We start from the raw sequence: 17,123 nt of genomic DNA, 5'->3' as shown, positions 1-17,123 counted from the left end.
TTTTAAAATTATTTCTCTGCCATAGTGAAAATGTGTAGCTAGTCCACCAGTGAAAGCCGAGCTGTTTCATGATGCAGACAGGTCTGAATGACTTTCGCCAGCAAGCGCGCATATTGAATAATGTGTTCTGGCTTGACATGGGCGTAAGCCACCACTAGACCGCGCTGTATGGGCGGGGCAAAATAGTGATTTGAGAGAGGCTTGACCTGCATCCCCAATTCAGCAATTCGCTTGACCAGGGCTATATCGTCGACATGATCAGGGAGGACGATCAGCAGATGCGAGACAGATTTTTCAATTGAAATAGTCACCTGACTATCTGGCAAAGCATCTGTCAGGGTGCGTCTTAATAATTCGCGCCTGGTTGCAAAAATCTGCCGTACTTTACGAATGTGTTGAGCGAAATGGCCACGGTTAAAAAATTCTGCCAGCGCAGCTTGTTGTGGCAATTGACCGGGCCGCCGCAAATCGCACAATGCTGCGGTAAATGCGCTTACCAATAACGGCGGCAATACCAGATATCCGAGCTTAAGGTCCGGATAAAACACTTTTGAAAATGTTCCCAGTTGAATCACACGTTGATTCTTGTCCAGAGCTTGCAGGGAAGCCAGAGGCTGACTGGCGCAACGGAATTCGCTGTCACTGACATCTTCCAGTATCCAGGCACTTTTTTTTGCCGCTATTTCAAGCAACTCGATACGACGGGCAAAGCTCAATACGGTACCGGTCGGATATTGGTGAGATGGTGTCAAATAAATCAAACAAGGATCAGTCTGTAAATTCGCCATATCTGGCGCCATGCCTTCCGCATCGACAGCTACCGGATGTAACTTCAAATCACGGGCCTGGAACAGCCGCCTCACACTGACATCGCAAGGATTTTCCATCCAGATACTGTCACCTGCGTCGCTTAATAATTGCGCACAAAAATCCAGTGATTGCTGTGCGCCTGCGGTGATGATTATTTGATCAAACGATAGTTTTAATGGGCGAGAGATGTTTAAGTAATCAGTGATTGCCTGTCTCAGCGGAAGATACCCGGCTACCCGTCCATAGTCGAACAGATCGGTTTTCATTTCTCTCCAGGCTTTACTCTGTAAGCGTTGCCATAAACTCGTAGGGAAATAGCTGAAGTCAGCTTCTTCAGGCGAAAATACCAGGATCTCGTGACATGATCCGGCTGCAATCGCGCTTATGGCCTGGCCACGGTTTGATAAGTTTGTCGCCGCTATAGCGGCTAATGGAATAGACGGGCTATTGATGTTCATCATCTTTGCCATTTCGGCGACGAAAGTGCCACTACCCTCCCGGCTTCTGACATAGCCATCTTCAGCTAGGAACTCAAATGCGGCGATGATGGTATTGCGTGCCAGTTTCAGATCTTGCGCCAGGCTACGGCTGGATGGCAGCTTGAGATTGGCAGTCAGATGTCCTTGATGAATTGCCACTTTCGCAGCCTCATACAAGCGTCGTTGTTGTGGTTGATGCGGATAGAAATTCTGCTGCCGGAGTTGCGCTGCTAGCAGGTTGGACACTGGTGTCATAGGTTTAGCACTCTGTCGATAAGAAATATTGATGGCTTATTGATCACTATCCGCAATCTTCAATTGCAAGAGCGCTGGCATTTCACTGTTGGCGCTTTATACATCATAGCTATTCAAATAAATACAAGTCAAGTGATTAATTCAATCGACCGATTAATATAAAATAAAATCAGTTGACCAATTCAATCAATTGACTAAATAATGTGTTAGGGTTTAAAAATGTATGGAATGGATTAAACGCAAGCGGACGAAACGACAGGAAAACTGCCCTACTCTGGAGGGAGGACTATCAGTCAGTTTTGTTCAAGAAGCTGTTACTTAAGGAGATGTCATGGGATCGTTTAGCTATTTGCACTGGTTGATTGTCTTGGTCGTTGTGGTGCTGGTATTTGGTACTAAAAAGCTGGGCAACATTGGATCTGACCTAGGTAATGCAGTAAGAGGTTTCAAGGATGGCATGACAGGCGATGAGGGCAAGCCTGCTCCTGACCTAATTTCACAACCTACAGATAAAAGTGACGATGCCGCTATCAATGTCAGTAATAAAGAAATATTCAAGCAGTGATTCATGTGCGGATCTGAAGCGGCTGTCTTTCTTCTGACTTATAAAAAGCATTGATCATGATAGATATAGGCGTTGGGAAGTTGGCATTGACAGTAGTGGTTGCACTTATCGTCATCGGGCCTGAAAAGCTGCCAAAAGTCGCCAGGATGGCGGGCACTTTATTTGGCCGGGCGCAACGCTATATGAGCCAAGTCAAGGAAGAAGTTGGCCGCGAGATGGAATTTGATGAGCTGCAAAAAATTCATCAAGAGGCTCGTGGGGCACAGCATGATGTAAAGCAAGCCCTGGAGCAAGATCTCGCACCAACCAGTGATGGGCTTCAGTCTGTATTACAGCACGATATTGCTGTTGCGGCTGTTTCTGATGGCACCGCGAGGAATTGGCGCCGTGCACCAATAGCTGAATACCTGGCCATTAAAGCCAGGGCGTTCAGGCTGAAGAAAATGGCCAGAACATCGGCAACCCCAGTCTGGTATAAACACCGCCAGAGGGTTCGTATTCATCTGACATCCGCTTCGGTTCGACTGTCAAGATGCCGTCACAAATGCCATTACAAACACAGTAATACTTCAGCCTCAGGCATATGACGCTTATTTTTTTAGTCCGCTTTTCATCCCCTCCTGTTCAAAAGGCCAGGCATGAACGATGCACAAATACCCGATAGCCAGGACACGGCAAGTAAATTTATTTCTCATCTGATCGAGTTGCGCGACCGGCTGGTTAAGGTATCTATCATCATCGCCATTTTCTGCGCCGCCCTATTTGCCTGGCCTGGCCCCGCCGCCATTTACGATTTTCTGGCGCGACCGATGATCGCTGCATTACCCGCCGGGGCAAAAATGATAGCCACCGGTGTCATTTCACCATTTTTGGTGCCTATGAAACTCACTTTGTTACTGGCTTTTCTGCTGGCCCTGCCCTGGGTACTGTATCAAGCCTGGGCCTTTGTAGCACCTGGTTTGTACACACATGAGAAAAAACTGGTCTTTCCTCTGGCGATCTCTTCTTCCCTGCTATTTTTTTTAGGCGTTGCGTTTTGTTATTTCTTTGTTTTTGGACGTGTTTTCAAGTTCATCAATGAGTTTGCGCCAAGTTCAATCGCGGTTACCCCTGACATAGAAAATTATCTGGACTTCATCATGTCCATGTGCCTGGCTTTCGGTATCACATTCGAAGTACCGGTCGTGGTCGTGCTGCTGGTAAAAACAGGCTTGTTGACACTCGCGCAGCTAAAGGCGATACGTTCTTACGTTATCGTCAGTGCCTTTGTGATTGCTGCGATTGTCACGCCACCAGACATCGTCAGCCAATTTTCATTGGCCTTACCTATGTGCTTATTGTATGAGTTAGGCTTACTGGCAGCGCCGATTTTTGTGCTGCTTACGCAGGAGAGTTCTACAAATCAGCAAGTTTGAGAAGATACCCGGCCAATGTCCGGGCTCAATTGAATTTAATTTGATTTAGTTCGATAACACCAGGGCTTGAGACGCGCGTATCAACTGTTTTAAACACCTTGTCGCGCGTTCTTCATCCGGGTCTACCAGATACTGAAGTATCAAGCCATCCATACCGGCAACGACAAAGCGTGCTAGATCACCCAGGTCGATTTTGGATGGATTACCGGTGTTGGCTATGCCATGGCGGAATGCGTCTTCGTATACTTTGCAATAAGAATTGTATTGAAATTTTGCGAGCGACTGAGCGCCACTATTGCGCATCGTATATAGCGTCAATTCATACTGCAGGATTTGTATGTCCCGCGTCAACAGTATCAACCGCCATGAATTGGTGATGACATTCTCTATGCAGGTGGCGATATCGAGTTGTTCGGTCACATCTGCACTCAAGGCGCCGGCCATCTGTGAAATGATCATTTCCAGAGCACCGATGAGTACCGCATCTTTATTCTCAAAATAATAGTGCAAGGTGGCCAGGTTAACCCCAGCCTTCTCGGCAATACGCCTGGTCGTCACTGCTGCCAGACCAGTTTCAATTAAAGCGTCAACCGCTCCTCTGATAATTTGCTCTTTGAGCTGCGCTCTTTTTTCAATTACTCGCGCGTTAGCCATTGTTTTTTCTCCATTGAAGAACGGATAGTTCGGGAATTTGATGTACTAATAGTATCACAAATAAATCAGTCAAATGAATTAATCGCTTGACTAAAAAAATGGAGTTAGATAACATAAATTTAGGTCAAATGACTTACATTTTTAATTTTAACACTATTGCCTGAATTGATAATTCAATTCTCTTTTTCAATTCTCTTTGAGCAAGCGATTTTAGATGGCATTGAAGTTTTTGATAAGCGCAGTGCAACTCTGCATTGCTGCAGCGACTTTACAAGAAAGGTAGAGAATCAATGAAAGACACAAAATGGCATGTGCGCGCTAAGGCCCTGACACCAGATGGTCGGGCATTTATTGGTGGCCAGCGTGTCGACGCTTTATCAGGCGCGACTTTTGATTGCATATCACCGATAGATACCCGCGTACTGACTGCGGTGGCCCGTTGCGATCAAGCTGACGTCGATGTTGCAGTCAACAGTGCGCGCCTGGCATTTAATGACCGACGCTGGGCTGGTCTCGCTCCGGCAGAACGCAAACGGATCTTGATCAAATTCGCCGATTTGACACTGAGCTATGCAGAAGAGCTGGCGTTATTAGAGACCCTTGATATGGGAAAGCCTATCGCCAATAGCCTAAACATGGATGTGCCTGCTGCCGCCAATTGCCTGCGCTGGTATGGCGAAGCAGTAGACAAAATTTATGACGAAATTGCACCGACATCAGATGCTAGCCTGGCTCTGATTACACGTGAACCGGTAGGTGTCGTTGCCGCCATCGTCCCCTGGAATTATCCGCTCTTGATGGCTGCTTGGAAAATTGCCCCAGCCCTGGCTGCTGGTAATAGCGTGATATTGAAACCATCGGAAAAATCGCCGCTGACGGCCTTGCGCCTGGCAGAAATTGCCATCGAGGCAGGCATTCCTACCGGTGTCTTCAATGTAGTGCCAGGCTATGGCAATGAAGCGGGAAGCGCATTGGCTACACATATGGATGTCGATTGCATAGGCTTTACCGGCTCCACCGCGATAGGCAAGAAAATCATGCAATACGCCGGTCAGTCCAACTTGAAACGTGTCTGGACCGAGCTGGGAGGGAAATCTCCGAATATCGTTTGCGCAGATTGCCCGGATCTGGACAATGCCGTGAGGGCCGCGATTGCCGGCCTTTATTATAACCAGGGCGAAAGCTGCAACGCCCCTTCCCGCCTGTTTGTTGAAGCATCCATCAAAGACAAGTTCCTGGAAAAAGCCCTGGCGATTATCCCTGAGTTTGCGCCGGGAGATCCTTTGGATGAAAAAACTGTGATGGGTGCCATCGTTGACGACACTCAACTCAATACTGTCCTCGCTTATATCGAATCCGGTAAACAAGAAGGCGCGCTGCTATTGGCCGGTGGTATGAGGACACGTACCGAGTCTGGCGGTTATTACATTGCACCCACCTTGTTTGACAATGTTCAGCATACGATGAAGATCGCGCGCGAAGAAATCTTTGGACCAGTCTTGTCAGTCTTCAGTTTCACCAGACTGGAAGATGCAATACAAGAAGCGAATGCCACTCCTTATGGCCTACAGGCGGGCATCTGGACAGCAGACATCAACAAGGCACACCAGGCAGCAAGAGCGCTGCGGGCAGGAACCGTGCACGTCAATCAATATGCAGAAGATGACATCACCGTCCCTTTTGGTGGCTACAAACAGTCAGGCAATGGCCGCGATAAGTCTCTCCATGCTTTTGATAAATACACAGAACTGAAAACCACCTGGATAAAGCTCGGCTAGCCTTCCTACCTCTCTAAAAGTACAGCTTGCCTCTCGTGCAAGATCCTACTTGGCTCATCACATAAAAATGCTACCGCTCTTAATAATTTGAGAGCGGCCGGCATAAAACCTGATAAAAAGGAAATCTGATGCAAGACGAAAAAAATACCCTGAACGTAGACAGTACACGCTTGTGGCAGTCATTGATGGATCTGGCAAAGATTGGCGCAACCGACAAAGGTGGCAATTGTCGACTGGCACTGACAGAGCTTGATGGACAAGGACGTGATCTCGTTGTTGGCTGGATGAAGCAGGCTGGATTGAAGATCACCGTCGATCAACTCGGTAATATTTTTGGCCGCCGCGAGGGGCGCGATAATACACTTGCTCCCATCATGACTGGCAGCCACATAGATACCCAACCCACTGGTGGCAAGTTTGATGGTTGCTATGGTGTCCTGGCTGGTCTTGAGGTGATGCGTATCTTGAATGAAAATGCGGTGCTGACTGAGGCACCTCTCGAATTAGCAATATGGACTAACGAAGAAGGCTCCCGCTTCGTACCTGTCATGATGGGTTCAGGTGTATTCGCCAATAAATTTCCTCTTGAGACCGCCTTGAGCGCCTGTGATGCTGAGGGGAAATCCGTGCGCAACGAACTGAGTGCCATTGGCTATAATGGCACTGCCCCAGTAGGTGGCCGCCCTATTGGCGCCTATTTTGAAGCCCATATAGAACAAGGCCCAATACTGGAAAAAGAACAGACCGTCATAGGCGTTGTTACTGGATCGCTGGGAGTGCGCTGGTATGATGTAAGCGTTACTGGCATGGAGATGCACGCAGGGCCAACACCGATGGACATACGCAAAGATGCACTCTTTGTAGCCACGCATCTGATGCAGCAAGTCATACATATTGCCAATGCCAGGCAACCGCATGGCCGTGGCACAGTCGGTGTGGTCAATATCCACCCAGGCTCACGCAATGTCATTCCTGGCAAAGTTAGCTTTACTGTGGATCTGCGTCACCAGGATGTGAATGTCCTCGACGAGATGGATAAAATCTGGCGTACAGCTTGCCTCGATGTACAAGAAAGATTTGGTTTGCCGATACTGCTCAAAGATGTGCAATATTTTGCCCCAACACCATTTGAACCACGGCTGATCAAGATGGTACGTGACAGTGCCGTATCAAACCAGCTATCGCATATGGATATCGTCACTGGCGCCGGCCATGATGCAGTTTATATCGCCTCAGTAGCACCTACGGCCATGATTTTCGTCCCATGTAAAGATGGCGTCAGCCATAATGAGATTGAAGATGCAAAACCAGAACATCTGGCTGCAGGATGCCAGGTCTTGCTCGGCGCAATGCTTGCCAGTGCGGGACAAGTTGCCGGTTCAGGCTCTACTCAGTAAGCTCATTACTTGTTGGGGCTAGATCACGTAGATTGAAATTGACTAGCCTCACTTGCCTGTCATTGGGTTAAGTTTGAATTTAATTACTTGCTAACTCCCATTGTCATGCCTGACCGGATCTTGCGCCAAGCTGCGGTAACTTTTCCCAAAATTTTTCAATGCGCCTTGCATGCCCCTTGCCAGTCTTGCCGTTTTACCGAGAGCCGCTGCATTTCTCAAGTAATCAAGGGTTTGTTTGAATTGCAGATCTTCGTCCTCATACCAAGCTTGTGTTACCTGCATACCTAACAGGCTTTGCCTTAGCCGGGCGCGCTGTTCCTGCCAGACTAATAGCCGTTGTATATCTGCCTCGCTCAAGGCTTGCCCAAGATCAGGGAAGGCTTGCCCGGTCAACATATGATCATGGGCATCCATATAGCTTACATACTGTTGCAATAGTTGCTCAGCTTGTACATAGGCCGGAACCGGTAAATTTCCCTTCAAGTACTCACGTAAGGCCTTGAGTTGGAGTTCGCGGCTCGGTTGTTGATCGTTCATCAGAAAAAAATCCATGGTGTCACGTAGTGCCTGGTCAATAATCAATTCCTGGTTTGTCGTTAACGTTAGCATCAGACCTGGAGTAAATCTGCCAAATCCTGCGGAAGATTCACGGAAATCTGCTGGTGTCCAACTCCCTGGCCCAAACTGACTCGACGATGATGGAATAGGTGCTGCAGGCATTGAGAGAGTCGGCGTAGGTTCTGTTGACCAATAACAGATCATTGTGACAAGCAAGCTGGCAAAACTCACCAGTATCAAATGTCTGTTTGTTACCTTGCTTATTATCTTGTTTGTCATAGATCTTATTCTTGCTCGATTACAGGTAGATCAATATTCAAAATAGTAGGGCTTGCTCCAAATTGCCACAACTAAGTTGCAGCGGTTTGCTGGCACAGTTTTGCATCCGCCCAATAGATGCTAAAGCAAGATTGTGGCGCAATGTATGAGCATTGCGCCACAATCCCCTTGTTTAGTGGAAGAAAATTGTTCTTTGATCTTTGACAAAAAGTATTTTACCTATCTCTTGCCACGAACAAGCTTGCTACAAAAACTTAAGCAACCGGCTGCTGTTGAGTCACGCAGTGGATACCACCGCCACCTTCGCCATACAAAGTCGGCAAGCTCAACATCTCTATGGTGCGACCAGGGTAGGCCGCCGCCAACTGCGCACGTACAGCCGTATCCTTGGCCGGGTCATTACAAATCTGACCTATAGCCACATTGATCACTGCACCATTGGTAACGCAGTAGTTGATATAGCTGGCCAGCATGGTTGATGTTGTTGCTTTCGGTGCCTGCAACTTGATGATGTTGAATGCGCGGCCTTTTGCATCAGTCGACGTGCTTAGAGTCTGCAGCCATTGGGCCGCATTCGCAGAAAATCCATCGTTACTGGATGGGTCTGGCACATGAACCACTACCGTTCCTGGTTTTGTGAACTGGACGGTAGCATCGCAATGATCATCTGTAATATCTTGGCCGATAACACCTGTACACCAGATCATCTTGGTTGCGCCATACTGTTTCAGCAACTCTGTTTCAATCTGCGCGCGTGTTTTACCAGGGTTGCGATTTGAATTGACCCAGCTACTTTCATTAGCCAGCAAAGTGCCATCACCATCTTCCACTACACCACCACCCTCGCCCACCATGGTAGACGCTGTAAATGGTAAGCCGAGATAAGATGCCATTTTACTGGCCACCAATGCGTCATTGGCATGTGTCTGATGATTACCCCAGCCATTAAAATTGAGGCCAAAGCAATTCAAGCCTCCTGCGCCATTTTTTCTGAAAACAGCGCCGGTGTCACGCATCCAGCAATCATCATTTTTGATCGTGCTGATGTAAGTAACGGGATAAGTGGTCGTGCCTATCTTTTGCTTGGCAAGATTCACATTCGTTGAACCGTAAGCGATCATGTAAACCGGCTCATATTTGGCAATAGTGCGGGCCAGAAGAGCAATATCTGTCTGTAGCGATTTGAGCAAACTGCTGCCCCAGATAGCAGTGCTGGTTGGCCATGCCATCCAGGTGCGCGTATGTGGCAGATTTTCATCAGGAACAAAGTATCCTGGTGAGGTCTGAGCCAGCACATTACCAACAACACCAGACATCGACACACCAGCTACGCCGGCACCAATTATTTTGGCAAAATTACGCCGCGATTGGTTTTGTATATTCATCAGATCATTCATATGTCATTCTCCATTTATTCACACGAAATTAATTGTTGTTCATCAAGATCAAAGAACAGAATTACTACAAATCTACAGATAATAAAAATGATTAAAACGATATAAATAGTTTTAATCGTATTTAACGTAAGTATTTTACGCTGATCTATTTTGTCAGGATTTTCGTGTTTTATTAGATGATATTTCTTGCGTGAATTGATCACTTTTTCACATGATTTATCTATGAGAAACGCAAGGAAAATATGAATCCCTCCTTCATCAGGATAGGGCTAAAGGCACATGCTTTTTTCTATGAAACAGGCATGGGAAATAATAAAAATCCGAGGGAGGGAGAGGAATAAATCTGGCCACAGTAGCGCTAGTCACTGAATCTCGCAGCGAGACTTTAACAAGGCACTGTTTGTGAAGAGAGAAAAAAAGCTATGTCAGAATTTCAATGAGATATCTGGACTGAATGCCTGACATCAGGCGTTTTATCTGATGCCACACAAATTAATAGAGAAGCCTTTTAGCGAGGCTTCTCTATTAGTTTTAAAACTGTGCAGCGATTTAATCTTTAAGTAAGCCTGAAGCAGAGAATTTTATCAACTTCCCACCCGGGCTGATAATGGCAGTGGTAATGCTGGCCTGGTCTTTGCGCTGGGTGGTTGAAAAAGTGGCACCACCATCTTTGCTGGTCAACAAAACGCCATCGAGTCCATATGCAGTGATGATACCCGTCCCCTCTTGCAAAATACCGGTAATCGAACTCTTGCTTCCGGTTTGTGAAGATTGCCAGGTCTTGCCATGATCGGTGCTACGCAAAATGGTGCCACGTAGTCCACCCACCAGCCATGTACCATCCCGCAGCACTTTGCCAGCCCATAGCGAACCTCGATAAGCAGTGTCGGTGTATATCCATGATTCTCCCTTATCGGCAGAACGAAGAATGGCTCCGCGTTCTGCTGTAATGGCGAGTCCACCTTGATTGTCGGGGAAGATGCTATATAAATTCCTGTCAGCCTTCGACTCTCCCGATGGCAGCGGCAATGCCACGGAATGCCAACTAATGCCACCGTCAGTCGTCTTTAAAATCAAGGACCAGAGCCCCACTGCCCACCCTGTTTGCCCGTCTTGAAAATAGATGGAAAATATCGGTTGATCCACTTTCACATCAGAGCGCTGTAATTGCCATGTCTCTCCCGCATCTGCGGTTTTTAAGATTGCTCCCCAATGGCCAGCAACCCAGCCATTTTTTGCATCAATAAAATGAACCGAGGTGAGCGTGGCGGAAATAGGCACCGATTTCGCCTGGCGAAAGCTTTGTCCTGCGTCATCGGATAACATGATGACACCACGTTCACCAACGGCAACCAGGCGCTCTCCGGCGGTAGCCGATGCAAGTATCATCGCCGTCTGTGCCGCTGCGGCAATTCTGGCAGGCTTGATTTGCAAACCTGGCACTGGCCGATTGGCAACTGTGTCTATCGCTGCCGCCTGAGAAAATTCTGTGTACAGGGCAAGGGCAGTTATTCCTGACAAGAATAGCTTGCGGAGTAAGGCACTGGCGTACTTCCAGGCATATTGACATCCATTATTATTAAACATCGTGTTCCTTTCGTCTGATTAGTGAGAAAACAGACCAGGGGCACGAACCGGGCCACGACGTGGAAATATTTTCTCTAACAACATGACCAGTGCCGGTAAGGCCGTCAGTGCCATAATCAAATTGATGATGAACATAAAGGACAGCAGCTTACCCATGTCAGCCTGAAATTTAAGCGGTGAAAATGACCAGGTGGCAACGCCTATGGCCAGCGTCAGCCCGGTGAAAATGGTTGCCAGGCCTTCAAACTCCAGCGCCCTTTCCATCGCTGCGTAGATCCCCTCTCCCTGCGCAAGATGCAAAGTCAATCGGTTGTAAATATAAAATGCATAGTCGACGCCTATACCTACAGCCAGCACCATTACCGGCAGAGTAGCAACCGTCAAACCTATCCTGAAATACTCCATAAACCAGTATCCGATGAAGGTGCCTATCGTCAATGGCAGGCAGCAAGCCAGCATTGCCCGAAAATCACGGTAAACCACAAAGACCAGAAGAACAATTGCCAGATACACATACAACAACATGGGGAGCTCAGATTTTTCCAGTTCATCATTGGTGGCTGCCAATACGCCTGCATTGCCTGCAGCTAGCCGGATGTTAATGCCATCTACATGATTTTCCTTTGCGAATTGCTTGGTCTCGGTAAGGATTAGTTTAAGCGTTGTCGCTTTATGATCTTTTAAATACAAATGCACGGCTGTCATGCTGCAGTCTGCATTGGCATGACCACGAATACGCCCTACTTCTGTACTGATACTGGCGTCATTGTTGCCGTCTGTAGGCACTACCTGCATTTTGGGATAGCCTTCATTTTCACCACCATTGATTTTTCGCACTTCGGTGGAATAAGAATTGACCGATTCCACCCCTGGTACACCGCGCATATAGGAGGAATAATCATCAACAAAATCAACGATCGCAGGGTTGATACACGAGTTTGGCGGTGCTTCGATCACAATCGAGATCCAGTCAAGGCCTATGTCAAATTTATCTGAAATCGACACGGCATCACGATTAAAACGTGCCTCTGAACGAAGCTCGGGGGCGCCTGGCTCCAGGGTTCCCACCACACGATTTCGGCTTTCGTAAACAGAGATGCCAAAGATGACCGTCGCAATAAAGAGCGTGATAATTGAGCCTTTTGGCGTAGCGAAAATCGACAGCGTCTTGGTCCAGCGAATTCGTTGAGCCCGCTTTTTCTCTGCATGTCTGGCAAATTTCTCATTAAAATTGAGCGTGGACAGCAATACGGGCAGCATGACCAGATTCGTTACAATCTTGAATCCCACACCTAAAGAAGCGGTGATTGCCAGCTCATGAATCATGGGAATAGGCACCATCAGCAAGGTCAAAAATGATACCAGTGCTGTCACCAGGGCCAGGATGCCGGGAATAAGCAAGCCACTAAAGCTGGCACGTGCCGCAGTGATGACGGTCAAGCCATTGCTCAGGCCGCGGACAAAGAAATTGATTTGTTGCACGCCATGGGAAACACCAATGGCGAATACCAGAAAAGGCACCAGTACGGCTAAAGGGTCGAGACCATAGCCGAGTAAGTGCAATGCGCCAAATTGCCACACCAGTGAAGTAAGTGAGCTGACCAGGACAAGCAAGGTCAGTCTTAGCGAATGGCAGTACCAATACACGGCCAGCGCTGTCAACAATAAGGCGACGGCACAAAACACCAATACTCCAGATGCACCATCAGCAATGTCGCCTATCTGTTTGGCAAAGCCGATAATTTGAATTTCATAATTACTGTTTTCAAATTTTTGACGGATATCGGATTCCAGCAAGCGGTTAAAGGCGACATAATCGAGAGTCTTGCCGTCAGGGGTCAATTCATTTAACTCCGCAGTAATCATGGCGCCTTTTTCATCGCGCGAAACCAGCTGGCCAATAAATCCCCCCTGGTTGGCCGCCTTGCGTATTCCATCAATAATTTCTGGTGTCAGGCTTTCTGGCGTGATGGCGCCTGAAATGACGGGATCTGCGCGCAATCCTTCTTCAGTAATTTCAGTCACAAAACTATTTGGCGTCCATAATGACTGTACGTTAGGGCGATCAACATTAGGTAAAAACGTCACTGCCTGTGTCACTTCATGCAAAGTTTTCAAACCATCTTTGGTCCAGATAGCACCATTGCGGGCGCGTACGACTACAGTGATACGATTCGCACCGAACAACTCTGCGCGATATTGTTGAAAAGTCTTGATATATTCATGATCAGTCGGCATCTGTTTTTCAAACCCAGATTCCATCCGCAGCCCGACCGCAAAGAAGGCCATGACCACAGTGAGAAAAAACAGGATGGTCAAAGTCAGAGCGCGATGCGAGAAAAACCAGTTTTCTATTCTAGTTACAAATTTGTTTAACACAATTTAAGTCTCTCTTATTCAAACTGTTCATTTTGATTTTCAAGTGATCGCAGTCCTGAGCGAATTTATGTGACCTCACTCAAATATGCGTACACTTGAAACAATAAGAATTTATTATTTTTATGGATTATTTTTTTGCGTCTGAGGCTGGCAATTACTATTTACACACGGAAAAAACCAGACACCCAATGAAGGTGAAATACAATGTGCCAGGCAATACTATGCAGAACAGTGTTTCATCATTCACTCATATTGCCAGGCACATTTCACCAGGTATTGACTATCGCTCGCTGATAGACTTCAAGTTGTCAGCGGTATAGTAATTATTTTTCATTTTTGGATTGTTCCCTTCTTCCGGGAACCATTGCATGTCTTTACCTGCACCGCCACCAAAAACAACGTTATCAACCACGTAGCGGCCACCTATCAGGTCATGCATTTCCATGACGGTATTGGCGCAGGTTCCTCCCAGTTCCCACACAGGCAGGATCTTGTTTTCTTTCAGACGCCAGATTTTCCCTTGTGCATCGTAGTCATCGCCGACGGAAGCAATCCAGCTATCTTCATCGAAGTACATGACCTTCTTGGCTGCCGAATGGCGGAAGCCTTGCTTGACCGTTCCTTCAACAACCCACACCCTGTGCAACTCATAGCGTTGCAGCGCCGGGTCAATGCCATTTTCACCGAACGCGTCATTGATCTTGACAGAGCCATCATTGAACTTGAAATTATTGTAAGGGATATACATTTCTTTTTTCCCTTTCAACTTCCAGTCGAAGCGGTCCGGATTACCGTAAAAAAGATTGGTGGCATCAATCGGATATTGATTTTCAAAACCGATTACAGGAGAGTCATACGCATAGGTTGGCAAGCGGCGCACCCGGCGCTGACCGGTAAAATAATAAAAAGCCTCGGTATCTCGCTTGAAATAATTGTTTTGCACAGTCCCCTGGCCAGCAAAAGCGGCTGGCGTCTGGTAAGCGTAATAGAAGCCACCGCGATACCCATCCAGTGCAGAAGGTGAAGTTGAGCCCTTTTTACCCCAAGGCCAGTAATTGACTTGCTCCCAACCTGCCTTGATAGGTTCTTTGGAACCTGGTCTTGGCGAAATATAGGTAATACCATTCTTCAGTTCTACACCCACCCCTTGATATCCTGTCAAAAAATTCCACAGTACATCAATGCCATTTTTTGGCAAAGGAAACGGGATGCCTGGCAATGCGGCATCTTCCAGTGACCAGCCATCGCTGCTGATTTTTGCTCGACTCACATTGGTCTTGGTATTTGCTTGCACAAAATCTGGTGCAGAACAATTCCTGTGCGTGGGATAGACATCCAGCCTATAACCTTTGGTCTGTTTGATTTTCTGGATTTGTGCAGGTGAGAGTTTGTCTGCATATTTGTCTACATTGGAGGCATCTATGCTGAATAAAGTTTTTTCTGCTTTATTTGCCCAATAGTCCTGGCGGTTCTTGCCAAAGCTCCAGCTACCCTGCGCTGCGCTGGGCGCTTCCAGTGCGGGAATTGAGCCATCCTTGTTTCCGGCTTTTTCTGCGCCGGCATAGGTCAGCTCTGCACCGAGCTTGTCTGTCTCAGCGGCCAATGCGCTAGTAGAAGCGCCCAGTATGCTCATGGCAATTAGTGTCACCATTCTTAAATTCATGTTCATCTCCGTCTTCATTTTGTTTTATTTCCTTACATATACTCAAAAAAATCTACTTCATTGATGCTGCATTCGCATGTTTCAGGAAGTGCATCAATAAGTTCATCAGGCCAGCATTCGCAGCAAGTGCCAGGCTCATATCAGACTCAGAAATTACGAGTGACATAAGCTCCGAAAAAATTGCGGTCAGCATAGGGTTGAGAGTTGGGAGTCGAGCCGCCAAAAAATGCCGTATAGTTCAAACCTGCTTGCCAGACGGCGGGGTTTTGTGTCAATACCAGGTACAAATTGGCAGACTTTGCTCCACGCATATAATTGGCTGAATAACTTGGCGTATAACCGGAAAATGCATTACTGAAAGTCACGCCCGGTGTAACACCCCAGCCAGGCATTAAAGAGCCGTCATAGGTCCAGTTGAAGTCGATCACATAGCCTGCTGACTTGCTGGTGCCTTTGGCAGCGGTTATTGGGTCAGCGCCGCCGGTCAGCCAGTATGAATAACCTGCAGCTGGTACCGTGTAAGCCGCTTGGCCAGCAACTGTAGTTGGATAAGTCTTACCGACATCAATCCCAGGGTAATTAATAAAAGACAGTTCCGCGGTCAAGATTGCCGTATGGGCACCGCCTAATATGCTCATCAGTTCAGGATGGCTGGTTGGCGACATTTGCGCCTGTGCATTGACGATAAACTGGTATTTTTTATTGTCTTTCCAGGAGTTGCAATTACCAGCGGCAGCATTGGTATTGAAATCAGTCGGGCCACCAACCAGGAAGCAGCCGGACATGGCAACTGCATCTCTTGGCCTGTAAGACATTTCGGCACCAATCGACCACAGCCCCAGTGGTAAATTCACACTCAGGCCAAACAATTCCCGCCCGGTCAGATATTGCGCCGCCATGACGGTACCCCCGGCAATGGAGCCAAACACGGGGTTCTTGTCACTATAGTTTTCGTAATATGCTGCAAAATTGATAGATTCGCCTGGTGGCGTATAGCCGAGACGAATACCATATTGCGCTTTGTTGCCGGGCTGGATAGTGGTGTAATTGAGCGCTGTAGCAGGATCGAGGCCAGCTTGATTATAGTTATTTGGATTGGACAAGCCTGGTACTGATCCACGGCCGACATTGTCGCTCAGTGACCAGTAGCCGCCGACTGCCGGATAGCGGTTGGCATTCCAGCCAATCTGCAAATACGCTTCTGTTGAAAAGCCGGCAGGTAAATTTGTCGCAAAGCTGATCATAGGCGCAGGCAATAGTGCTTGCTTCAGTTGCGTTCCTGGAATCAGCAGAGTTTGCACATCCAGTGCATTGGTTGCATTCACGCCACCACCGGCGAACAGGCTTTCACCCCAGTTAATGACTTGCTTGCCGACACGGATATGGGCGCTCTGCTCGCCGATCTGAAAGTCTTTTTGTCCCCAAAGATCGAGCATGGTTGCGCGATTCACCATCTGACCGCGTGCGCTGCCAGTCAGCGGCGTGGTCTTGGTCTGCCCTGCCATAGGGTCATAGAGTGCGGTGGCACGTGCAAGAAATTTCAGATTTTCCCCTGGCAGCTTAAACAAGGCTTCACTGGTCAGGCTCAAGTAGCCAGTGAAAAGGTCACCCTTATTGTAGTTTAAGTTACCGTTGTCTCCATTCGCCCATTGAGCTGTGTTGACCGCACCCGCACAACTCTGGTTTTGAGAACCTATCAGCGCACAACTTTGATTCCTTGCCCTTACCCCTAGGCCTGCAGTTACATTTGAATTGATCGCCCCGTTAACAGATTCTGTCTCAAGATCAAATGCTGAAGCATTACCAACCACCATCGCAGATAATCCTGCGTAAATCCAATTGCGACTTTTGCTCATAATTACTCCTCCGTAATAATTCGATTATTCCCCGCAAAGTGAATACAAATT

13 protein-coding genes are annotated in these 17,123 nt (G+C 47.6%); 5 read left to right on the top strand and 8 right to left on the bottom strand.

From position 1 onward, the window contains the following. Positions 1-38: 38 nt before the first annotated feature. Complete coding sequence (locus tag ACO0K4_RS11570) at positions 39-1,544, bottom strand: PLP-dependent aminotransferase family protein (RefSeq protein ID WP_422956776.1); 1,506 nt, start codon at positions 1,542-1,544, stop codon at positions 39-41. A gap of 331 nt (positions 1,545-1,875) precedes the next feature. Between ACO0K4_RS11570 and tatA the strand changes: the two genes are divergently transcribed. The 3 genes from tatA to tatC are packed head-to-tail and all read left to right on the top strand — an operon-like array spanning position 1,876 to position 3,524. Beyond that, positions 1,876-2,109, top strand: coding sequence for a Sec-independent protein translocase subunit TatA (gene tatA, locus ACO0K4_RS11565; protein ID WP_422956775.1), 234 nt, complete (start codon positions 1,876-1,878; stop codon positions 2,107-2,109). A 56-nt stretch (positions 2,110-2,165) separates the two neighbouring features. Beyond that, positions 2,166-2,696 carry a Sec-independent protein translocase protein TatB gene (tatB, locus tag ACO0K4_RS11560; RefSeq protein ID WP_422956774.1) on the top strand — a complete coding sequence of 177 codons (531 nt, stop codon included), beginning with the start codon at positions 2,166-2,168 and terminating at the stop codon, positions 2,694-2,696. A 51-nt stretch (positions 2,697-2,747) separates the two neighbouring features. Beyond that, complete coding sequence (tatC, locus tag ACO0K4_RS11555; protein ID WP_422956773.1) at positions 2,748-3,524, top strand: twin-arginine translocase subunit TatC; 777 nt, start codon at positions 2,748-2,750, stop codon at positions 3,522-3,524. Between the two features lie 45 nt (positions 3,525-3,569). Here the strand turns inward: tatC and ACO0K4_RS11550 are convergent, their stop codons facing one another. Next, complete coding sequence (locus tag ACO0K4_RS11550) at positions 3,570-4,178, bottom strand: TetR/AcrR family transcriptional regulator (protein ID WP_422956772.1); 609 nt, start codon at positions 4,176-4,178, stop codon at positions 3,570-3,572. A gap of 290 nt (positions 4,179-4,468) precedes the next feature. On the opposite strand from ACO0K4_RS11550, the gene ACO0K4_RS11545 reads away from it, so the two are divergent. After that, positions 4,469-5,956 (top strand): aldehyde dehydrogenase, encoded by a 1,488-nt coding sequence (locus ACO0K4_RS11545; protein WP_422956771.1) that lies wholly within the window; start codon positions 4,469-4,471, stop codon positions 5,954-5,956. A 128-nt stretch (positions 5,957-6,084) separates the two neighbouring features. Next, a complete protein-coding gene (locus ACO0K4_RS11540; protein WP_422956770.1) occupies positions 6,085-7,353 on the top strand; it encodes a Zn-dependent hydrolase in 1,269 nt (422 codons plus the stop codon). A 90-nt stretch (positions 7,354-7,443) separates the two neighbouring features. Here the strand turns inward: ACO0K4_RS11540 and ACO0K4_RS11535 are convergent, their stop codons facing one another. The 6 genes from ACO0K4_RS11535 to ACO0K4_RS11510 all read right to left on the bottom strand — a co-directional run bounded on the left by ACO0K4_RS11535 (position 7,444) and on the right by ACO0K4_RS11510 (position 17,072). Further along, positions 7,444-8,073: a hypothetical protein gene (locus tag ACO0K4_RS11535; RefSeq protein WP_422956769.1), complete on the bottom strand. Its 630-nt coding sequence runs from the start codon at positions 8,071-8,073 to the stop codon at positions 7,444-7,446. 371 nt (positions 8,074-8,444) lie between these two features. Then, positions 8,445-9,575: an agmatine deiminase family protein gene (locus ACO0K4_RS11530; RefSeq protein ID WP_422956768.1), complete on the bottom strand. Its 1,131-nt coding sequence runs from the start codon at positions 9,573-9,575 to the stop codon at positions 8,445-8,447. A gap of 561 nt (positions 9,576-10,136) precedes the next feature. After that, entirely contained in the window at positions 10,137-11,174 is a 1,038-nt protein-coding gene (locus tag ACO0K4_RS11525) for a WD40/YVTN/BNR-like repeat-containing protein (protein WP_422956767.1), read from the bottom strand. 18 nt (positions 11,175-11,192) lie between these two features. Then, positions 11,193-13,553: an efflux RND transporter permease subunit gene (locus ACO0K4_RS11520; protein ID WP_422956766.1), complete on the bottom strand. Its 2,361-nt coding sequence runs from the start codon at positions 13,551-13,553 to the stop codon at positions 11,193-11,195. A gap of 280 nt (positions 13,554-13,833) precedes the next feature. Further along, positions 13,834-15,216 carry a DUF1329 domain-containing protein gene (locus ACO0K4_RS11515; RefSeq protein WP_422956765.1) on the bottom strand — a complete coding sequence of 461 codons (1,383 nt, stop codon included), beginning with the start codon at positions 15,214-15,216 and terminating at the stop codon, positions 13,834-13,836. 146 nt (positions 15,217-15,362) lie between these two features. Next, positions 15,363-17,072: a DUF1302 domain-containing protein gene (locus tag ACO0K4_RS11510; RefSeq protein WP_422956764.1), complete on the bottom strand. Its 1,710-nt coding sequence runs from the start codon at positions 17,070-17,072 to the stop codon at positions 15,363-15,365. Between the last annotated feature and the right edge of the window lie 51 nt (positions 17,073-17,123).

The organism is Undibacterium sp. RuTC16W (genome assembly GCF_049339445.1).
In the GTDB taxonomy this organism is placed as follows: domain Bacteria; phylum Pseudomonadota; class Gammaproteobacteria; order Burkholderiales; family Burkholderiaceae_D; genus Undibacterium.
The sequence above is the reverse complement of the archived record's forward strand: the minus strand, read 5'-3'. Positions and strand labels throughout refer to the sequence as shown.